Raw genomic sequence first — 19,441 nt, 5'->3', positions numbered from 1 at the left:
GCGGACATGGGCCCGGCAACGCCGTCGCCGGGCCGCCCCGCGCGCGCCGAGTTCCCGCCCGCCCACTACTGGCGGCGCTGGAGCGCGGACGCCGGCCCCGCCGAGCCCGTGCGCCAGGATGCCGCCGTGGCCGAGCCGGCCCCGCCCCCGGTCACCCCGCCGGTCGCCGCCGACGGTTCCACCGAGGCCGCCTACCGCGTGCTGGTGGTCGAGGACGACCTGAGCCAGGCCCTGTTCGCCGAAAGCGTGCTGTGCGGTGCCGGCATGGAGGCCGCGGTCGTGTCCGTGGCCAGCGAGGTCATGGGGTCGCTGGAAGCCTTCCGTCCCGACCTGGTGCTTATGGACCTGCACATGCCGGGCATGGACGGCGTCGAGCTGACCCACCTGATCCGCGCCCATGCGACGCACGGCCACGTGCCGATCGTGTTCCTCACCGGCGACCCGGACCCGGAGCGCCAGTTCGAGGCGCTGGAGACCGGCGCCGACGACTTCCTGACCAAGCCGGTGCGCCCGCGCCACCTGATCGCCGCGGTGCAGAGCCGCGTGCGCCGCGCCCGCGTGCTCGCCCGTGAGCGCAGCGGTGGCGGCCTGCACCCGGTCACCGGGCTGTTCACGCGCTCGCACATGCTCAAGCGCCTGAACGCGATGATCCCGGGCGACGGCAGCGGCGCGCTGTTCATGGTCGAGGTCGCCGGCATCGGCGCCCTGCGCGACCGCTACGGTTACACCGGCCTGGAACAGCTGCTCACCGAGGCCGCGGCCCGCGTCGGCGAAGCCGCCGTCGGCCACGCGGTGTCGCGACTGAGCGACAGCATCTACCTGGTCCATGCCGCCGGGCTCGAGTCCGACCGGCTGCCGGAAAGCGCACGCGCGCTGCGCGACGCCCTCGGCCGCGAAGGTTTCAGCATCGGCGACGAGGCCGTGCGCCTGCGCGCCTTCGTCGGCTACACCTCGCTGTCCCACGGCTACGGCGACGCCAGCAGCGCGCTGGGCGCGGCCGAGCGGGCGCTGCGCGAGGCGCGCACCCAGCCGTCCGCCGTCGCCGGATACCAGCCGCCGCGCCAGCGCGACCACGACCAGGCCATGGCCGAGGCCGTGCGCCAGGCGCTGGCCGAGAACCGCTTCCAGCTCAGCTTCCAGCCCGTGGTGGCGGTGGCCGGCGGCGACGAGGCCCAGTTCCAGACCCTGCTGCGGATGCGCCAGGCCGACGGCAGCCTGTTGGCCGCCGGTGACTTCCTGGCCGCCGCCGACGCCGCCGACCTGATGCACGACATCGACCTGCGCGTGCTCGAGCTGGCCGTCACCGTGCTGCACGAACGCGCGGAGGCGGGCAGGCCGGTGCGGCTGTTCGTCTCGCAGTCAGCGCGCAGCCTGGCCCGCGAGGGCCACGCCGAACACGTGCTCGGGATGCTGTCCGCCTATGGCGTGCAGGGCAGCCGCATCGTGATCGACGTGCGCCAGGACGAGGCGCTGATCCACGCGCTGGCGCTGCGCGAGTTCTGCGACGCGATGGTGCCCGCCGGCGTGCAGCTCTGCCTGGGCCAGTACCAGTCGGGGCGCGAGGCCGACGCCCTGCTGGGACAGCTGCCGTTGGGCTTCGTGCGCCTGTCGCCGCGCTACTCGCAGAGGCTCGACGACCCGGCCGTGCGCGACGAGATGCGCCAGGCCATCGAGCGCGCGCACCGCCTGGGCCTGTGCGTGATCGGCCAGCAGGTGGAGGACCCGCAGGCCGCCGCCACGCTGTGGATGAGCGGCGTCGACTTCATCCAGGGCAACCTGGTGCAGCACGTCGCGGGCGAAATGGACTTCGACTTCCACCACTCGGTGCTCTGACATGCTGACACGCGGACGCCCCACGGCCCTCATGATGCGCTGGCTCGCACTCGGCGCCGCGGCCGGCGCCGCGCTGACGCTGGTGCTGGACGTGACCGGATTCGAGGGGCCATGGCAGCACGCCGCGCTGGTGCTGGTGCTGCTGGCCCTGTTCGCGGTGATCGCGCTGCACGTCGGGCTGCGCCAGCGCGACCACCAGATCGAGGAGGCCGACGAGCGCGCGCGCCGCGACGAGGCGGTGATGGAGCAGCTGCAGGCGCAGATCGATCAGCACACCCAGCTGGAGGCGCAGCTGCGCCAGGCCAAGCAGGCGGCGGAATCGGCGGTGATGGCCAAGGGCGAGTTCCTGGCCACCATGAGCCACGAGATCCGCACCCCGCTCAACGGCATCGTGCCGATGCTCGACCTGCTGATGCACGCGCGCCTGGCGCCCGACCACGCCGAACTGGTGCGCACCGCCTACACCTCGTCGCAGCAGATGCTGCGCATCGTCGACGACATCCTCGACTACTCCAAGCTCGAAGCCGACCGGCTCGAGCTGGAAACCACCGGCTTCAACCTGCGCGAGCTGCTCGACGGCGTGCTCCAGCTGATGGAACGCCCGGCCCAGGGCAAGGGGCTGCGGATGATCCTCACCGTCGACCCGGCGGTGCGCCTGGCGGTGCGCGGCGATCCGGTGCGCCTGCGCCAGGTGCTGGGCAACCTGGTGTCGAACGCGGTGAAGTTCACCGAGCGCGGCTCGGTGTCGGTGTCCGTGCGCCGCATCGGCGAGACCCCCGCCCAGCACCAGCTGCGCTTCGAAGTCCGCGACACCGGCATCGGCATCCCCGCCGGTTCGCAGCCGCGCCTGTTCCAGGCCTTCAGCCAGGCCGACGCCTCCACCACCCGCCTCTACGGCGGCACCGGCCTGGGCCTGGCGATCTCCAAGCGCATCGTCGACCTCATGGGCGGGCGCATCGGCGTCGAATCCGAGCCCGGCCACGGCGCCACCTTCTGGTTCGAGGTCCCTCTGCTGAAGGCCGCCGGCGACATGCCGACCACGCCCGACGACAGCACCGCCTCGCGCGGCCGCCTGCTCCTGCTCAGCGCCGATCCGCGGCTGCGCCTGCGCCTGTCCATGCTGCTGCCCAACTGGGGCCTGCGCGTGAGCTCGGTTGAGACCACCCAGGAAGCGCTCGACCGCCTGCGCGCGGCCGCCAACCAGGGCGCGCCCTGGGCCTACTCCCTCGTGCTGGCGGACCTTGCCGGCATGCGCAGCACCGCGGTGGCCCTGCACCGCAACCTCGGCCGCCAGGCCGTCTACGGCGACCTCAAGCTGGTCTGCCTGTACGGGGACGACCCGGTCCCCGACGAACTGCAACGCAGCGTCACGCTCCTCAGCCGGCAGGCCCCCGATGCCGATCTCCGCGCCGCCCTCCTCGGAGGGAGCTTCGCGACGACACCGGATCCCAGGGACACCACCGCCATGGCCCATACCCACATGCCTTCCTCGCCCGCGGCGCCCGTGCGCGCCGCGCGCGTGCTGCTGGTCGAGGACAACCCCGTGAACCTGATGGTGGGCCAGCGCCTGCTGTCGGTGCTCGGCATCACCTGCGACACCGCCAGCAACGGCGAGGCCGCGCTGCTGCGCATGGAAGCCTCGCGCTACGACATCGTGCTGATGGACTGCCAGATGCCGGTGATGGACGGCTATACCGCCACCCGCCGCTGGCGCGAGCTGGAAGCCGCGACGAACGATGGCCGCCACGTGCCGATCATCGCCATGACCGCGAACGCCATGGCCGGCGACCGCCAGAAATGCCTGGGCGCGGGCATGGACGACTACCTCGCCAAGCCGGTGACCCGCAGCGAACTCGAGCGCACGCTGGCGCGCTGGTGGAACGCCGAGACCGCCGCGGCGGCCGCGCAGCGCGAGTCCTACGACGTGGATCCCGAGACCGGCGACATGCTCGATCGCGCGATCACGCAGGGCCTTCCGGTCGAAGTGGTGGACGGAATCCCACCCGTGCAGGAGCCGGAGCCAGCGCCGGAGCCGATGTCGATGGCGGCCTCGATGCAGGAGCCCGCGTGGCAGCCCGAGCCGGCCGCCGCGGCCGTGCCGCCCGCAATGCCGGAGCCGGCCCCCATTCCGGCCGCGCCGTCATCGGCGCCCGCGGTGCGGGCTCCAGCGCCGTCGCCAGCGGTGGCGCGTGCGGCCCCCGTCGCCCCGCTGCAGCCGCTGCCGCCGGTGCTCGACCACGAGATCCTGGAGGAGTTGCGCGCCATGCTTGGCGGCGACCTCGACCATCTGGTCGACGTCTTCCTGTCCGACACGCCGCGCCTGGTCGCGGCGCTGGAGCAGGCCGCCACCGGCCCGGATTACGACGCCCTGCGCGACGCCGCGCACACGCTGAAATCGTCCAGCGCGAACCTCGGCGCGATGTCGCTGTCGGCCGCGGCCAAGCGCGTGGAGCTCGGCGCCCGCGAGCGCCTGCTCGAGCGCCCCGCGGTGGCGGTGGCGCTGGTGGCCAACGAGTTCAGCCGGGCCCGCGCGGCGCTGCGGGCAGCGAGCCAGACGCAGGCCTGAGCGGCCTGCGCGCGAGGAGGCGGATGGCGCGGCCTCAGCCGCCCATCTTCGACTGCAGGTAGTTCTGCTCGCCGATGCGGTTGATCAGGTCGAGCTGGGTCTCGATCCAGTCGACGTGCTCTTCCTCGGAGTCGAGGATGTCCTTGAACAGGCGGCCGCTGGTGAAGTCCTTGACGCTGTCGCAGTACTCGATGGCCTCGCGCAGCAGCGGCAGGCCGTCCAGCTCCAGCGACAGGTCGCATTCCAGGATCTCGCGCGGCGTCTCGCCGACGCGCAGCTTGCCCAGCGCCTGGAAGTTCGGCAGGCCCTCGAGGAACAGGATGCGGTCCGCCAACCGGTCGGCGTGCTTCATCTCGTCGATCGATTCCTCGTACTCGTGCTTGGCGAGCTCCTCGATGCCCCAGTTCTTCAGCATCTTGGCGTGCAGGAAGTACTGGTTGATCGCGGTGAGCTCGTTGTAGAGCGCCTTGTTGAGGAACTCGATGACCTTGGGATCGCCCTTCATGGCATGCCTCCGGCTGGGATGGGGATGCCGGGGACTCTAGCGCCTGCGATGGCACCCTGCCGGAACGGGAATCGTGATCATCCGCAACCGCATCCGGCCGCTGGCCGGACGTGCGTTGCGCGCGTGGCGCGGGGATCAGGCCGCGTGGGCCAGGGGCAGCTCGTGCAGGACCCGGCGCGTGGCGGCTTCCGCTTCCAGCAGCGCCGCCGCAGTGTCCACGCAGCTGCCGCAGCTGGCGCCGCAGCCGGTGCGCATGGTCAGTTCGGCCATGCTGCCGCAGCCGGCAGCCGCCGCCTGGCGGATCTGGTGGTCGGTGACCCCGTTGCAGACACAGACGTACACGGCATGGCTCGCGGAACCTGGGACGCGTGCATTGTCCACGCACATGAGAATGATTGTCAATGCTGAATGAGGATCGTCCGCATTCAGGAGAGATCGCCCGACGAGCGCCGGGTGCCTGCCGGCCGGCGCGGCGCGCTTCGGACGCGTTCGCCCGCCCCCCCGCCGCCCCCGCGGCCACGGCTGCGCTGGGTTTCCAGGCTGATGGTCGGCACGGCGACCGCGCCCGCCACCTGGCGTGCGAACGGAGCAAGATGCTGCAGCGCGCGCATGTAGACGCCGCGCTTGAACGTGACCACATGCTCCAGCGGGTACCAGAAGTCGACCCAGCGCCAATGGTCGAATTCGGGCTTGTCGGTCAGGTCCAGGCGCAGGTCGGCGTCGGCGCCGGTGAAGCGCAGCAGGTACCAGACCTGCTTCTGGCCGATGCAGACCAGGCGGTCGTTGCGGCGGATGGCCCGGGGCGGCAGCCGATAGCGCAGCCAGCCCGGCGTGACCCCCAGCACGTCGACGTGGGCGGACGTCAGCCCGGTTTCCTCGCGGAGCTCCCGGTACATGGCCTCGAGCGGGGTCTCGTCGGAGTTCATCCCGCCCTGCGGGAACTGCCAGCCGTCACGGCGCACCCGCCGCGCCCAGAACACCCGGCCGTCGGGGTGCATCAACACGATGCCCACGTTGGGGCGATAGCCGTCCGGATCGATCACGATGCGGACTCCTGAGTCTTTCGACGCCTGCGGCGTCACTGCGATCGACTCTGCCACGCGGCGCCGGGAGGGACAAGCCGCGCCCGGGGGTTTGACGCCGGGGCCCGACGGGTGGACAATTGCGGGCTCGAAGCGCGATGCGCTAGAGCGCCATGGCTATGTAGCTCAGACGGTTAGAGCGCGAGACTCATAATCCCGAGGTCGGTGGTTCGATTCCACCCATAGCCACCAGATTCCGCAACAGACCGGCATGTTGCACGAGGAAAGCCCGCCATCGACGCGGGCTTTCTGCTTTTCATCCAGCCGACGTTCCGCGCGCCCCTCAGCGCGCCAGCAGCCGCCTCGTCCACTCCAGCAGTACCATCGGCAGCCGCTCCGGCGTCGGCAGCACCGCGTAGTTGTCCGGCCCGAATACCCCGGGGAGGTAGGCCGGGGCCTGCAGGTCCACGGTCAGGCAGAACGGGAAGATGCCCTGCAGCCGCGCCTCCGTCACCGACTGGCGCATGTCCTCGACGCCGAACAGGCCGTCGTAGCGGTCGGCGTCGTTGGGCTTGCCGTCCGACAGCATGAGCAGCAGGCGGTGCCCGGCGGGCTGGCGCATCAGCAGCGCGGTCGCATGCCGGATGGCGGCGCCGGCGCGGGTGTAGTTCTCGGGCTCGAGGCCGGCGATGCGCAGGGCGACGTCCTGCCCGTAGCCTTCGTCGAAGTCCTTGAGCATGCGCACCGAGACGCCGTGCGGGCCTTCGCCCGAGAACGCCATCACCGAGAAGGGTTCGCGCAGGCCCTCCAGCGCCATGCAGACCAGCAGCAGGGCCTCGCGCTCGACGTCGATCACGCGCCGGCCGCCGCCGATGAAGCCGTCGGTGGAGCCGCTCGCGTCGACCAACAGGGAGACCGCGATGCTGCGCCGGCCCGGGCGCCGCGACTCGTACAGGCCTTCGCGCAGGACACCGCCGGCGCGCAGGTCGGCGCGGCCTTCCACGCAGGCGTCGACGTCGATGTCATCGCCGTCGTTCTGGCGGCGCAGGCGCACGCGCTCGGGGCGGAGGGCCTCGAACTGGCGGCGGATGCCGTCGAGGTGGGCACGGTGGCGGGCCAGGGTCGCGTCGATCCAGGCGGGGTCGCCGGCCGGCGGGGGCAGCATCCGCACGGTGGTGCCGTGCTCGAGGTAGGACGCCGCCGCGTGGTCCCATTCGGGGTAGCGGAAGCGGGTGCCGCCGGCCTCGGGATCCTCGAATTCGATCTTCGCGCGGCTGGCCGGGGGATCGTCGGACAGCAGCACCTCGCGGGGCGGCTCGGGGGCCGCCACCATGCGGGTCGAGGCCAGCTCGGAGAGCATGTCGCCGTACTCGTCGGGGCTGGTCTCGTCGTCGCGGTCCACCGGGCGCTGCAGGCCGAAGGGGTCCTCGGCGACTTCGTGCGGGGCGTCCTGCTGGATCATCCAGACGCCGGGCTCGCTGTCGCGGTCCTCGTCCTCGGTGGCCTCGCGTTCGTCGGGACGCCGCTCCATGCGTGCGCTGCGGACCGGGCAGTCGTCGTCGGCATCGCGTCCGGAAGGCCCGCCTTCGGCCATGCGTGCCGCGGGGCCGGCCGCGCGCAGCTCGCCGGTCCACCAGTCGCGGTACAGCGGCATGGGGCCGAGGCGGCGGACGGCGGCGTCATCGAGGCCCCAGCCGCGGACCAGCTGTCCCGCCTGCGCCAGCGGGTCGTCGGTCGGGGCGGAGCCGCAGCCGGGGCCGGGGCCGGGGCCGGCGTCGGCGTCGGCGACCTGGTCCGGCGCGGCCTCCAGGTCGTGCCCGAGGATGTCGCGGACCAGCCGCTCCAGCGGCTGCCGCGCGGCGGCGAAGCCGGCCAGCGGCGGGCGCCCGGCCAGGGCCAGCCCGCGCAGGCGGCGCAGGGCCGGCAGCAGTCCGGGAAAGCCGCGCGCGACGGCGAGCTCGGCGGCCCGCGCCTCCAGCACCAGGGCGGTGTCGCGCAGCAGTGGGCTGCGGGTCTCCGCGATCGCCCGGACGTGCCCGCGCGTCGCCCGGTACGCCTGCTGCAGCGCCATCGCGCGATAGAGCTCGGACGCTTCGACGGGGTCGCAGGTCTCCAGGTGGGCCGGCAGCCAGATCGCGTCGCCGCTGGTCGCGGGCAGCGCCTGACGGTGGCGCGGATACGCGGCGCGGTGGAACAGGCGGTGCAGCACCGTCGGCCGCGCCGGCGGCAGCGCCACGCGGATCGGCAGGCTGGTGCCGCAGGCGGCCGACACCAGCAGGTCCAGCCGCCGCGCCAATGATGCGAGAGCGACAGGCGCGTCGGGCTCGCGCGCGTAGTGCCGTCGCCAGGTGTCGCGGATGAACACCGTGGCATGGCGCGCCACGTCGACGACAACGTCTTCGGCCTCGGCCACGGCGGCGGCCGCCTAGGGAAACATCGCGTCGACGAGTTCGCGCATCGCGCCGAGCAGGGTCGGGTCGTCGCTCAGCGGCGACACCACTGCGACGTTGCAGGCGTCGCGCACGCCGATGCCGCTCGCCACCAGGCGCCCGGCGGCGATCAGCAGGCGCGTGCTCGGCACTTCCGCCAGGCCGCGGTCGCGCAGCGAGCGCAGGCGCCCCGCCAGCTCCACCAGCGCCACCGCGGTGCCGCGGTCCACGCCGCTTTCGGCGGCCACGATCGCGGCCTCGGCCGGCGGCCCGGGAAACCCGAGCTCGATCGCGACGAAGCGCTGCCGCGTGCTCGGCTTCAGGTCCTTGAGCATGCGCTGGTAGCCGGGGTTGTAGGAGATCACCAGCTGGAACCCCGGCGCGGCCTCCAGGGTTTCGCCGGTGCGGTCGATCGGCAGGATGCGGCGGTAGTCGGTGAGCGGATGCAGCACCACGATGGTGTCCTGGCGCGCCTCCACCACTTCGTCGAGGTAGCAGATCGCGCCCTCGCGCACGGCGCGGGTCAGCGGGCCGTCCTGCCAGACGGTGTCGTCGTGCCGGATCAGGAAGCGCCCGACCAGGTCGCTGGCGGTCAGGTCGTCGTGGCAGGAGACCGTGATCAGCGGGCGCCCCAGCCGCCAGGCCATGTGCTCGACGAAGCGGGTCTTGCCGCAGCCGGTGGGGCCCTTGAGCATCATCGCCAGCCCGCCGGCGTGGCACTGCTCGGCGATGCCGACCTCGTTGCCCGTGGGCAGGTAGTAGGGACCGGCCTCCGCCGGCGTCATCCGCTCATCCACGCCTCAGTGCCCGGCACGCCCTTGCAGCCCGCCGTCCGCGGCCTCGTCCGCGACCACGTCGAACTGCGGGCGGTGCCTGAAGAAGTCGAAGATGAACATCGCAACGCCCGTGGCGAAGATCGTCGCGGTCAGGACCAGCATCAGGAAGTGCACCTGGATCTTCAGCTGGGCATCGAGATAGCCCATGCCCATGATCCGCTCCAGGTAGACCTGGGCGATGCCGGCGGTACCGAAGGACAGGGTCATGCCGAACATGCCGGTCACCTGCAGCCAGAACGCCCAGTAGCCCAGCGGCGAGTGCTTGCCCGGCGGACGGTTGGTCAGGCCGGGCATGGCGTAGGTGATCATCGCCAGCACGATCATCGCGTAGGCGCCGTAGAACGCCGAGTGCGCGTGCATCGCGGTGACCAGGGTGCCGTGGGTCCACTTGTTGACGCTGGGCCAGGTGTGGGCCAGGCCGAGCAGGCCGGCGCCGAACAGGGCGAAGATCGCGCTGCCGATGGTCCAGTGCAGGGCCAGGCTGTTGGGATGCGTGACGCCGCCGCGGCGCATCGCGGCGTAGGCGTAGATCGCCATCGCGGCCAGCGCCAGCGGTTCCAGCGCGCTGAAGAATCCGCCGATCGGCAGCCAGATCTGCGGCACGCCCACCCAGTAGTAGTGGTGCGCGGTGCCGAGGATGCCGGCGAAGAACACCAGGCCCACGATCACGTACAGCCACTTCTCCATCACCTCGCGGTCGATGCCGGACAGGCGGATCAGCAGGTAGGCCAGGAAGCCGGCCATGATCATCATCCACACGCCCTCCACCCACAGGTGGATGGTCCACCAGCGGTAGAAGATCGAGACGGTGTAGTTCTCGTAGTGCAGCAGCGCCGGGACGTAGAGGATCGCCGACAGCGCCAGGCCGCCCAGCAGCACGCCCTCGGTGGTGGTGAAGCGCCCCGACTTCCGGATGGTCATGCCGATGTTGTAGAGGAACATCAGCATGCAGATGACGATCACGATCTTGTGCGGCAGCGGCTGCTCCAGCAGCTTGTTGCCGGTGCCGTAGCGGAACAGGTAGCCGATCACCGCGGTCACGCCCATCAGCGTCCACAGGCCCAGCTGCCAGTAGGCCAGCTTCGTGCTGTGGAGTTCGGTGCGCGACTCGTCGGGCACCATCCAGTAGGTGGCGCCCATGAAGCCGGTCAGCACCCACACGATCAGCAGGTTGGTATGGATCGTCTTGGTGACGTCGAAGGGCAGGATGTAGAGCAGCGGGTCGGGGCCGAGGTACTTCGCGGCCGACAGCAGCCCGAACACGATCTGCAGCCCGAACAGCACCATGGCCACGGCGAAGTACCAGTACGCCACCGATTGTGACTTGTAACGCATAGGAATCTCCCCGTGCCGGCGCAGGACGCCCGCCCGTCTTATTTCATCGATCCAAGGAAGGCCACGAGCTGGTCGACCTGCTCTTCGGTCAGGCTTTCGGCGTACGTGTTGGGCATGAACGACGTCCCTTCCGCCGAGAACATGGCCCCGGGCACCAGGTGCGCACTGGGCGTCACGATCGACTCGCGGATGTAGCCCTCGACGTCGGTGGCGCTGCCGGTGTAGTCCGGCGACGCGATGGTCTGCGCCGCGCGCTCGGCCATGCCGGCCATCGACGGGCCCGCGAGCTGCACGCCCGGCTGCAGCGAGTGGCAGGCCGTGCACACCGGCACCGCGGTCCCGAACAGGTTCTCGCCGATCGCGCGCGGATCGCTGTCCGGGCGCACCGGCCTGACTTCCCGCGCCTCCGCCGCGCCGCTCTCCGTGCCCTGCGAGGCCACGACCAGCGAGCCGCCGGCCACCAGGATCGGGCGCGGCGGCCAGCCCTGGTTGTCGACCTTCGACACCCAGTCGAGGAACTTCACCAGGTTCTCGATCTCGACCTCGCTGAGGTCCTGCGTCGGCATCAGCCGGCGATGGCGCTGCTCGTCGTAGAACTGCGAGGGATCGCGCATGTAGGCCTTGAGGTAGGCCTCGCCGCGGTGCTGGGCGATCTTGGTCAGGTCGGGGGCGTAGTAGGCGCCCTCGCCGAACAGGGTGTGGCAGTTGATGCAGTTGTACTTGTGCCAGACATCCTTGCCGTGGGTGATCTCGGGCGTGATGTCCGCCGCGTTGGTCAGGTCGTCGAAGCGCGTGTGGCTGTAGAAGGTCAGGCCGAGGAACGCAACGGCGGCGATGCCGGTTGCGACGATGGCGAAGATCCGGGACTGCCGCTTGTTCATGGGTCCTTCCTCAGACAGCGATCGAAGGCCAATAGGAAATCGCCGTGTAGCCGGCGTAGGCCACGGCCACCGCCATCAGCAGCAGCACAAGGATTCCGAGCCAGCGGACAGGTGACCACAGACGTGTCGCGTTCATTCGACTGCTCCCGGCACGGGCATGGTCAGGACAGGGCTGGCCCGCATGGCACCCACTGTGGCACCGATTGCAGGGGCATGCATTGTGCGGCGCAACGGCACGCACCGCCGGCGAGCGGCAGTGCATCACGGAATCACGCAGGCGGGAGCGGCTCCCGCGGGATGGCAATCAGCCTTCGCGCAGCGGTGGTGCGGCGGGGCCAGCTGCAGGCGCATCGTGCCTGCTCCCGCCCATGCAGCGCGGCGAGTCCGGCGCCGCGCCCTGGCGGGCCCACTCCGCGGCGGTGTAGGTGTGCAGCGCCAGCGCGTGGATCTCGCCCATCAGCGCGCCCATCGCCGCGTACACGGCCTGGTGGCGGCGCACCTGCGACTTGCCTTCGAACGCCTCGCTGGCGATCACCGCCTTGTAGTGCGTTTCCAGGCCGCGGCTGTGCATGTGGCTTTCGTCCAGCACGTCGAGGTGGCTGGGGGACAGCGCCTGCAGGGCGGCCTGGATGCGATCGATCTTCGTGCTCATGGCACCATTATCGCCGGTCCGGGCGGCGCGGGCCTGAAGGCGCTCACGACAGGCATTCCAGCGCCTGCCGGGCCGCGATCCATTCTTCGTTGGTCGGCTCCACGGCCACCCGCACGCGGCTGTCCGGCGCGGAGATGGTGGCGGCGTGGGCCTCGTTCGCGGCATCGTCCAGGGCCACGCCGAGGAAAGTCAGGTCGCGGCACACGCGCTCGCGGATGAAGGCGTTGTGCTCGCCCACGCCGGCGGTGAACACCAGCATGTCGAGGCCGCCGAGCACCGCGGCCATCGCGCCGATCTCGCGCACGATGCGGCGCACGTAGAGCGCCAGTGCGATCCGTGCACGCTCGCCGGCTTCGCCCTCGTCGCCTTCGTGGCGCACGATCACCCGCGGCTCCGGCGAGATGCCCGACACGCCCAGCAGGCCGGAGCGGTGGTACAGCATCCGCCCCACCTCCTCCAGGCCCAGCTTCTCTATCTCCATCATGTAGATCACCGCGCCCGGATCGAGCGCTCCGGTGCGCGTGCCCATCATCAGGCCGTCGAGCGCGGAGAAGCCCATCGTGGTGGCCACGCTCTCCAGGTCCTGCATCGCGCACAGGCTGGCGCCGCTGCCGAGGTGGGCGACGATGGTGCGGCCGCGCGCGGCGTCGCCGTGGCGCTCGGGCAGCGCCGTGGCCATGTAGGCGTAGGACAGGCCGTGGAAGCCGTAGCGGCGCACGCCGCGCTCCCAGGCATCGTAAGGCAGCGGCAGGATCTGCTCGACCTTCGGGATGGTGTGGTGGAAGCCGGTATCGAAGCAGGCCACCTGCGGCAGGCGCGGGTATTCGCGCAGCAGGATGGCGATGGCTTCCAGCGCGAAAGGCTGGTGCAGCGGGGCCAGCGGGATGAAGCTGCGCAGGTCCTCCAGCACGCCGGCATCCACCCGCACGGGTTCGAAGTACTTGCTGCCGCCATGCACCACCCGGTGCGCGACCGCGCCCACGCGCCGACCGGCCAGGCGCGCGAGGATGCGGTCGCGGATCAGCGCCAGCGCGCTGCGGTAGGGCGTGCCGCCGTCGAGTTCGATCGCGAAGGGCTCGACGCCGCTTTCGCCGAAGTCGGGCGAGGGACCGCCGATGCCCTGCACCTTGCCGTTCCACAGCGCCCTGCGCGGCAGCGGATCGACGCCGCCGTCGTAGACCGCGAACTTGATGCTCGACGAGCCGCAGTTGAGCACCACCACCAGGTCGGCGCCGGAAGATTCCACCGCCGGTGCCGCGGGATGCGCGCTCACGGCGGGCTCTGGCGGTTGTGGTGGGCCAGCATCAGGGCGATGGCGCACGACGCCATGCGCGAGTCGCGCGCGTCGGCGCGGCTGGTCAGCACCACCGGCACCTTCGCGCCCAGCACGATGCCGGCGCTCGCGGCCTGGCCCATGTACATCAGCTGCTTGGCCAGCATGTTGCCGCTTTCCAGATCCGGCACCACCAGGATGTCGGCCTGGCCGGCCACCGGCGATTCGATGCCCTTGGTCTGCGCGGCCGCCATCGATACCGCGTTGTCGAAGGCCAGCGGGCCGTCGAGCACGCCGCCGGTGATCTGGCCGCGGTCGGCCATCTTGCACAGCGCGGCGGCGTCCAGCGTGGCCGGCATCGAGGGGTTCACCGTTTCCACCGCCGCCAGGATCGCCACCTTCGGCTTCGCCACGCCGATCACGTGCGACAGGTAGATCGCGTTCTGGACGATGTCGGCCTTCTGCAGCAGGTCGGGCGCGAGGTTTATCGCGGCGTCGGTGACGATGAACGGCCGCGGGTAGTGCGGCGTCTGCATCACGAAGCAGTGGCTGACGCGGCGCTTGGTGCGCAGGCCGCCGGCCGAGGACACCACCGCCGACATCAGCTCGTCGGTGTGCAGGCTCCCCTTGATCAGGATTTCGACGTCGCCGCTGCGCGCGAGTTCGGCGGCGCGGACGGCGGCGGCGTGGCTGTGGGCGACGTCTTCGATGGCGAGGCCGGAGATGTCGAGGCCCGCTTCTTTCGCCGCGGCTTCGAGGCGCGCGCGCGGTGCGACCAGCACAGGTTCGACCATGCCCGCGTCGCGCACGTCCAGCGCGGCGGACAGGCTGAGCGCATCGCAGGGATGCACGATGGCCGCGCGCACCGGCTCCAGACCGGCGACGTGCGCCAGCAGGCGGGCGAGGCCATCGTTGCCGTTGGCGTCGCTGGTGTTGATGTCGGGAAGCGCCAGGCGGCCGCGCTCGATGCGCTCGTCCTGCGCCAGCACTTCGACCTCGCCCTCGACCACGGTCTCGCCGTCCTGGTTGCTGCCGCGGCAGTCCAGCACCACGGCGCGGCTGGCTTCGTCCTTCGAGCTCACCTCGATGCGCAGCGTGAGCGTGTCGCCGGCCGACAGCGGGCCGCTGTAGCGCAGCGCCTGGCGCCGGTAGACCGTGCCCGGGCCCGGAAGCCGCGTGCCCAGCAGCGCCGCCAGCCAGGCGCCGGCCCACATGCCCAGGGCCACGGTGTCCTGCGCGGTGGGCGCGCCGCCGCCGTTGGCCGGATCCTCGACGGCCTTGCCCGCGAGCAAGGCGAACATGCGCAGGTCTTCGCGGGTCAGCGTGCGCGCGATGCTGGCGCTGTCGCCGACGGCGATCTCGTCGAAGGTGCGGTTGCGGAGGGTGTCGAGCGCCGGGGCGTCTGCGGTCATCGGTGTCCCTTGGGCGGTGGGCGGGCTTGGCCGCGCGGGTGGCGCGACCCGGGCAGTGTCGCGGCTGCGGGCGCACGGGACAATGACAGGCGTCAATCCGCTCGCCGCGCGCGGTCGTCCGGCACAATGGCCCGGGTGTCGCCGGGGCCCTCCCTGCCCGGCCGGATCCCGCCATGCCCCACGCCATCGTCGACGGCACGCTCCCGTTCGACGCCTTCGTCAGCATCACGCTCGCCATCCTCCTGCTGTTCGTCGGCAAGGGACTTGCCGCGCGCGTCGGCGTGCTGCGCCGCTACGGCATCCCCGAGCCCGTGGTCGGAGGCGTGCTGTGCGCGGCGGTGGCCTGCGCGCTGTACTACGGCGCGGGCCTGGGGGTGGAATTCGACCTGGGCATGCGCGACCTCCTGCTGCTGTACTTCTTCGCCGCGCTGGGCCTGAACTCGAACGTGCGCGAACTGGCCTCCGGTGGTCGCCTGCTGGTGGTGCTGGCGCTGCTGGCAACGGTCTTCATCGTGATGCAGAACGGGCTGGGCATGGCCTTGGCCGGCCTGTTCGGCATGGATCCGCGCGCGGGACTGATGGTGGGCTCGATCTCGCTGACCGGCGGCGTGGGCACCACCCTGGCCTGGGCGCCGCACTTCACCGATGTGCTCGGCTTCGAGGACGCGGCCGAGCTGGGCCTGGCCGCGAACATGATCGGGCTGATCTCCGCCTGCGTGATCGGCGGCCCGATCGCCGGCTGGCTGATCCGGCAGCGCCCGGTGATGCCGTCGGCCGACGCGGAGCTCGAGGTCGGCCTGCTGTACGGCGATGAATCGCGTACCACGCTCGACTACCACGCCGTGCTGCTGGCGCTGTTCTGGCTCAACGTGGCGCTGATGCTCGGCCATGCCATCGGCGGCCTGATCGCAGGCGCCGGGATCACCCTGCCGGCCTTCGTCGGCTGCCTGCTCGGCGGCATCGCGCTGCGTGCGGTGGGCGACCTGGTCGCGCCCAAGGGCGGCCGGATGTGGCGCTTCGACGAGATGCAGCCCGGGATCGCGCTGATCTCGGACATGTGCCTGGGCCTGTTCCTGACCATGGCCCTGATGGGGCTGCAGCTGTGGGTGCTGCAGCCGATGCTGGGCTTCATCGCGGTGGCGATGGCGCTGCAGGTCGCGATGGTGGTCGCCTTCACCGTGTTCGTGGTGTTCCGGGCGATGGGCCGCGACTACGAGGCGGCGGTGATCTGCTCCGGCTTCGGCGGCATCGCGCTCGGCTCCACCGCCACCGCAGTGGCGAACATGACGGCGGTGGCGCGCGAATACGGCGCGGCACCGCGGGCCTTCCTCGTGGTGCCGCTGGTCTGCGGCTTCGTGATCGACCTGGTCAACGCGCTGGTGATCGGCCTGCTGGCGCGCTGAGCGCCCGCGCATCCGGCATGGCGGCCGCGCCTTGCCTTGCGGATTATTCCGCCGCCGCGCCTTCCAGCCGCTTCGCAGCCTCGCGCTTGCCCATGCCGCGCAGTTCCGCCAGTGCGGCCACCTGCGTCTGGCGCGGGGTCGACTTGCCGGCTTCCCAGTTGTAGATCGACTGCGCGCTGACGCCGGCCAGGGCGCCGTATTCGGCGGCCGACAGGCCCAGCTTCTCGCGGTGCGACTTCAGGCCCTTGGCCTGGAAGCGGAGCTTGCGGCCGTTCTCCGGCGCGTCCGCTGCACTTTTCGCCGGCTTTGCAGTCGCCTTCGAGGTCGCCTTCAGCCGACGCGACAGATCCGCCACCTCGCGCTTGAGCGCGGCGATGTCGCGCCGGTAGCCGGCATTGGCCTTGCGCAGGGGGTCGAGCTGGGCCTTGGTTTCCTTGCGGGCCAGGCGGGCGATTTCTGCCTTAAGGACGCTTGCGAGATTTGCCACCAGTCGTCACTCCGTGTTTATCCGGGGGAATGACGCAGCTTATGTTCGAATACAACGCCCGTCCAACTAAAAGATAAACATCGTCAATCAGGAAACCTTGTCCAGGATTATCCAGATCGCCGCCGCGAAGGTCATGGAATCCGGCGCGGCGATACAATGGGCGTTTCCCGCCCACGCCCGTGCCAGCCATGACCAACAGCAAGCATCGCAAGCCCCTTCCCGGAACCTCGCTCGACTGGTTCGACGCCCGTGAGGCGGTGGAGGCGCTGCGCCCCGGCGCCTGGGACGGCCTGCCCTACACCGCCCGCGTGCATGCCGAGAACATCGTGCGCCGCGCCGAGCCCGAGCGGATCGACGATTACCTGCTGCAGCTGGTCGAGCGCCGCCGCGACCTCGATTTCCCCTGGTTCCCGGCACGCGTGGTCTGCCACGACATCCTCGGCCAGACCGCGCTGGTGGACCTGGCGGGCCTGCGCGACGCGATCGCCGACGCCGGCGGCGACCCGGCCCAGGTCAATCCCGTGGTCCCGGTGCAGCTGATCGTCGACCACTCGCTGGCGGTGGAATGCGGCGGCTTCGACCCGGAGGCTTTCACCCGCAACCGCGAGATCGAGGACCGTCGCAACGCCGACCGCTTCGACTTCATCGACTGGACGAAGAAGGCCTTCCGCAACGTCGACGTGATTCCCCCGGGCAACGGGATCATGCACCAGATCAATCTGGAGAAGATGTCGCCGGTCATCTACACGCAGGATGACGTCGCGTTCCCGGATACCTGCGTCGGCACCGACAGCCATACCCCGCACGTCGACGCGCTGGGCGTGATCGCGATCGGCGTCGGCGGCCTGGAAGCCGAAAGCGTGATGCTGGGCCGTGCGTCGTGGATGCGCACGCCCGAGATGATCGGCGTGGAGCTGTCCGGAAAGCCGCAGCCCGGCATCACCGCCACCGACGTGGTGCTGGCGCTGACCGAGTTCCTGCGCCAGCAGAAGGTGGTGGGCGCGTACCTCGAATTCCGCGGCGAAGGCGCCGCCGCGCTGACCATCGGCGACCGCGCGACGATTTCCAACATGGCGCCGGAATACGGCGCGACCGCGGCGATGTTCTTCATCGACGAAAACACGCTCGACTACCTGCGCCTGACCGGCCGCAGCGACGAGCAGGTGGCGCTGGTCGAGACCTATGCGAAGGCCGCGGGCCTGTGGGCGTCGGACCTCGCCAAGGCGGAATACGAGCGCACCCTGCACTTCGACCTGTCGAGCGTGGTGCGCAACATGGCCGGGCCGTCGAATCCGCATCGCCGCCTGCCGACCACGGCGCTGGAGGAGCGCGGCATCGCCGGCAACCTCGACGCCGCGCGCGCGCAGGAAGCCGAGGGCCTGCTGCCCGACGGCGCGGTGATCATCGCCGCCATCACCAGCTGCACCAACACCTCCAATCCGCGCAACGTCATCGCCGCGGCGCTGCTGGCGCGCAACGCCAACGCGCGCGGGCTCGTGCGCAAGCCGTGGGTGAAGACCTCGCTGGCGCCGGGCTCGCGCGCGGTGCAGCTCTACCTCGAGGAAGCGAAGCTCCTGCCCGAGCTGGAGCAGCTGGGCTTCGGCATCGTCGGCTTCGCCTGCACCACCTGCAACGGCATGTCCGGCGCGCTGGATCCCGTGATCCAGCAGGAAGTGGTCGACCGCGACCTGTACGCGGTGGCGGTGCTCTCGGGCAACCGCAACTTCGACGGCCGCATCCACCCGTATGCCAAGCAGGCCTTCCTCGCCTCGCCGCCGCTGGTGATCGCCTATGCGATCGCCGGCACCGTGCGCTTCGACATCGAGAAGGACGTGCTGGGCGTCGATGCCGACGGCCATCCGGTCACGCTGAAGGACATCTGGCCGACGGACGAAGAGATCGACGCCGTGGTCAAGGCCAGCGTGAAGCCCGAGCAGTTCCGCCGCGTGTACGAGCCGATGTTCCGCATCGCGGTGGACGACGGCACGCGCGTGGAGCCGCTGTACGACTGGCGACCGATGTCGACCTACATCCGCCGCCCGCCGTACTGGGAGGGCGCGCTGGCCGGCGAGCGCACGCTCAAGGGCATGCGCCCGCTGGCGGTGCTCGGCGACAACATCACCACCGACCACCTCTCGCCGTCCAACGCGATCATGGCCTCGAGCGCCGCCGGCGAATACCTGGCGAAGATGGGCCTGCCCGAAGAGGACTTCAATTCCTACGCCACCCACCGCGGCGACCACCTGACCGCGCAGCGCGCGACCTTCGCCAACCCGAAGCTGCTCAACGAAATGGTGCGCAACGAGGACGGCAGCGTGCGCCAGGGCTCGCTGGCGCGGATCGAGCCGGAAGGCACCGTCACCCGCATGTGGGAGGCGATCGAAACCTACATGGAGCGCCGCCAGCCGCTGATCATCATCGCCGGCGCCGACTACGGCCAAGGCAGCTCGCGCGACTGGGCCGCCAAGGGCGTGCGCCTGGCCGGTGTCGAGGCGATCGTGGCGGAAGGCTTCGAGCGCATCCACCGCACCAACCTGATCGGCATGGGCGTGCTGCCGCTGGAGTTCGAGCCCGGCACCACCCGCGAAACCCTCGGCATCGACGGCACCGAGACATTCGACGTCACCGGCATCCGTGCGCCGGGCGCCAGGCTGACGCTCGTCATCCATCGCACCGACGGCAGCAGCACCGGCGTGCCGGTGACCTGCCGCCTGGACTCCGACGAGGAAGTGCTGATCTACGAGGCCGGCGGCGTGCTGCAGCGCTTCGCGCAGGATTTCCTGGCGGCGAACGCGGCGTAACGCCAC

The 19,441-nt window shown here is 70.9% G+C and carries 15 protein-coding genes, 1 tRNA gene and 1 pseudogene; 5 read left to right on the top strand and 12 right to left on the bottom strand.

What is annotated here, in order from left to right; genetic code table 11:
- Positions 1-6 precede the first annotated feature (6 nt).
- Positions 7-1,833 carry an EAL domain-containing protein gene (locus IE168_RS09745; RefSeq protein ID WP_189497705.1) on the top strand — a complete coding sequence of 609 codons (1,827 nt, stop codon included), beginning with the start codon at positions 7-9 and terminating at the stop codon, positions 1,831-1,833.
- A 1-nt stretch (position 1,834) separates the two neighbouring features.
- Entirely contained in the window at positions 1,835-4,399 is a 2,565-nt protein-coding gene (locus IE168_RS09740) for a hybrid sensor histidine kinase/response regulator (RefSeq protein ID WP_229823361.1), read from the top strand.
- Positions 4,400-4,433: 34 nt separating this feature from the next.
- Here the strand turns inward: IE168_RS09740 and bfr are convergent, their stop codons facing one another.
- The 3 genes and pseudogenes from bfr to IE168_RS09720 all read right to left on the bottom strand — a co-directional run.
- Positions 4,434-4,904 (bottom strand): bacterioferritin, encoded by a 471-nt coding sequence (gene bfr, locus IE168_RS09730; protein ID WP_189497703.1) that lies wholly within the window; start codon positions 4,902-4,904, stop codon positions 4,434-4,436.
- A 135-nt stretch (positions 4,905-5,039) separates the two neighbouring features.
- Positions 5,040-5,246 carry a (2Fe-2S)-binding protein gene (locus IE168_RS09725; protein WP_189497701.1) on the bottom strand — a complete coding sequence of 69 codons (207 nt, stop codon included), beginning with the start codon at positions 5,244-5,246 and terminating at the stop codon, positions 5,040-5,042.
- A gap of 220 nt (positions 5,247-5,466) precedes the next feature.
- Positions 5,467-5,947 (bottom strand): annotated as a pseudogene (locus IE168_RS09720) (RNA pyrophosphohydrolase); the annotation flags it as partial.
- Between the two features lie 154 nt (positions 5,948-6,101).
- On the opposite strand from IE168_RS09720, the gene IE168_RS09715 reads away from it, so the two are divergent.
- Positions 6,102-6,178 (top strand) — tRNA-Met (locus IE168_RS09715).
- Positions 6,179-6,269: 91 nt separating this feature from the next.
- On the opposite strand, the gene IE168_RS09710 is transcribed toward IE168_RS09715, so the two are convergent.
- The 8 genes from IE168_RS09710 to IE168_RS09680 form a co-directional block, all read right to left on the bottom strand.
- A complete protein-coding gene (locus IE168_RS09710; protein WP_189497697.1) occupies positions 6,270-8,339 on the bottom strand; it encodes a nitric oxide reductase activation protein NorD in 2,070 nt (689 codons plus the stop codon).
- A gap of 12 nt (positions 8,340-8,351) precedes the next feature.
- A complete protein-coding gene (locus tag IE168_RS09705) occupies positions 8,352-9,140 on the bottom strand; it encodes a CbbQ/NirQ/NorQ/GpvN family protein (protein ID WP_189497695.1) in 789 nt (262 codons plus the stop codon).
- 15 nt (positions 9,141-9,155) lie between these two features.
- On the bottom strand, positions 9,156-10,526 hold the full coding sequence (locus IE168_RS09700) for a cbb3-type cytochrome c oxidase subunit I (RefSeq protein WP_189497693.1): 1,371 nt from the start codon (positions 10,524-10,526) through the stop codon (positions 9,156-9,158).
- Positions 10,527-10,564: 38 nt separating this feature from the next.
- Positions 10,565-11,407, bottom strand: coding sequence for a c-type cytochrome (locus tag IE168_RS09695; protein ID WP_189497691.1), 843 nt, complete (start codon positions 11,405-11,407; stop codon positions 10,565-10,567).
- Between the two features lie 10 nt (positions 11,408-11,417).
- Entirely contained in the window at positions 11,418-11,543 is a 126-nt protein-coding gene (locus IE168_RS14700) for a hypothetical protein (protein ID WP_268245210.1), read from the bottom strand.
- 168 nt (positions 11,544-11,711) lie between these two features.
- Entirely contained in the window at positions 11,712-12,059 is a 348-nt protein-coding gene (locus tag IE168_RS09690) for a BolA family protein (RefSeq protein ID WP_189497689.1), read from the bottom strand.
- Positions 12,060-12,102: 43 nt separating this feature from the next.
- Positions 12,103-13,332 (bottom strand): acetate/propionate family kinase, encoded by a 1,230-nt coding sequence (locus tag IE168_RS09685; protein ID WP_229823358.1) that lies wholly within the window; start codon positions 13,330-13,332, stop codon positions 12,103-12,105.
- Entirely contained in the window at positions 13,329-14,744 is a 1,416-nt protein-coding gene (locus tag IE168_RS09680; RefSeq protein WP_189497687.1) for a bifunctional enoyl-CoA hydratase/phosphate acetyltransferase, read from the bottom strand. The genes IE168_RS09685 and IE168_RS09680 overlap by 4 nt, the downstream gene beginning before the upstream one ends.
- Positions 14,745-14,917: 173 nt before the next feature.
- Here IE168_RS09680 and gltS point away from each other — a divergent pair, with 173 nt between their 5' ends.
- Entirely contained in the window at positions 14,918-16,147 is a 1,230-nt protein-coding gene (gltS, locus tag IE168_RS09675; RefSeq protein ID WP_189497685.1) for a sodium/glutamate symporter, read from the top strand.
- 43 nt (positions 16,148-16,190) lie between these two features.
- On the opposite strand, the gene IE168_RS09670 is transcribed toward gltS, so the two are convergent.
- Positions 16,191-16,634, bottom strand: a complete 444-nt coding sequence (locus IE168_RS09670; protein WP_189497683.1) for a helix-turn-helix domain-containing protein — start codon at positions 16,632-16,634, stop codon at positions 16,191-16,193.
- Positions 16,635-16,822: 188 nt separating this feature from the next.
- Between IE168_RS09670 and acnD the strand changes: the two genes are divergently transcribed.
- Positions 16,823-19,435 carry a Fe/S-dependent 2-methylisocitrate dehydratase AcnD gene (gene acnD, locus IE168_RS09665; protein WP_189497681.1) on the top strand — a complete coding sequence of 871 codons (2,613 nt, stop codon included), beginning with the start codon at positions 16,823-16,825 and terminating at the stop codon, positions 19,433-19,435.
- Positions 19,436-19,441 lie beyond the last annotated feature (6 nt).

This window comes from Luteimonas padinae, from assembly GCF_014652935.1.
GTDB lineage: Bacteria > Pseudomonadota > Gammaproteobacteria > Xanthomonadales > Xanthomonadaceae > Luteimonas > Luteimonas padinae.
Note: the sequence above shows the minus strand (reverse complement) of the source record. Positions and strands in the feature narration are given on the sequence as shown.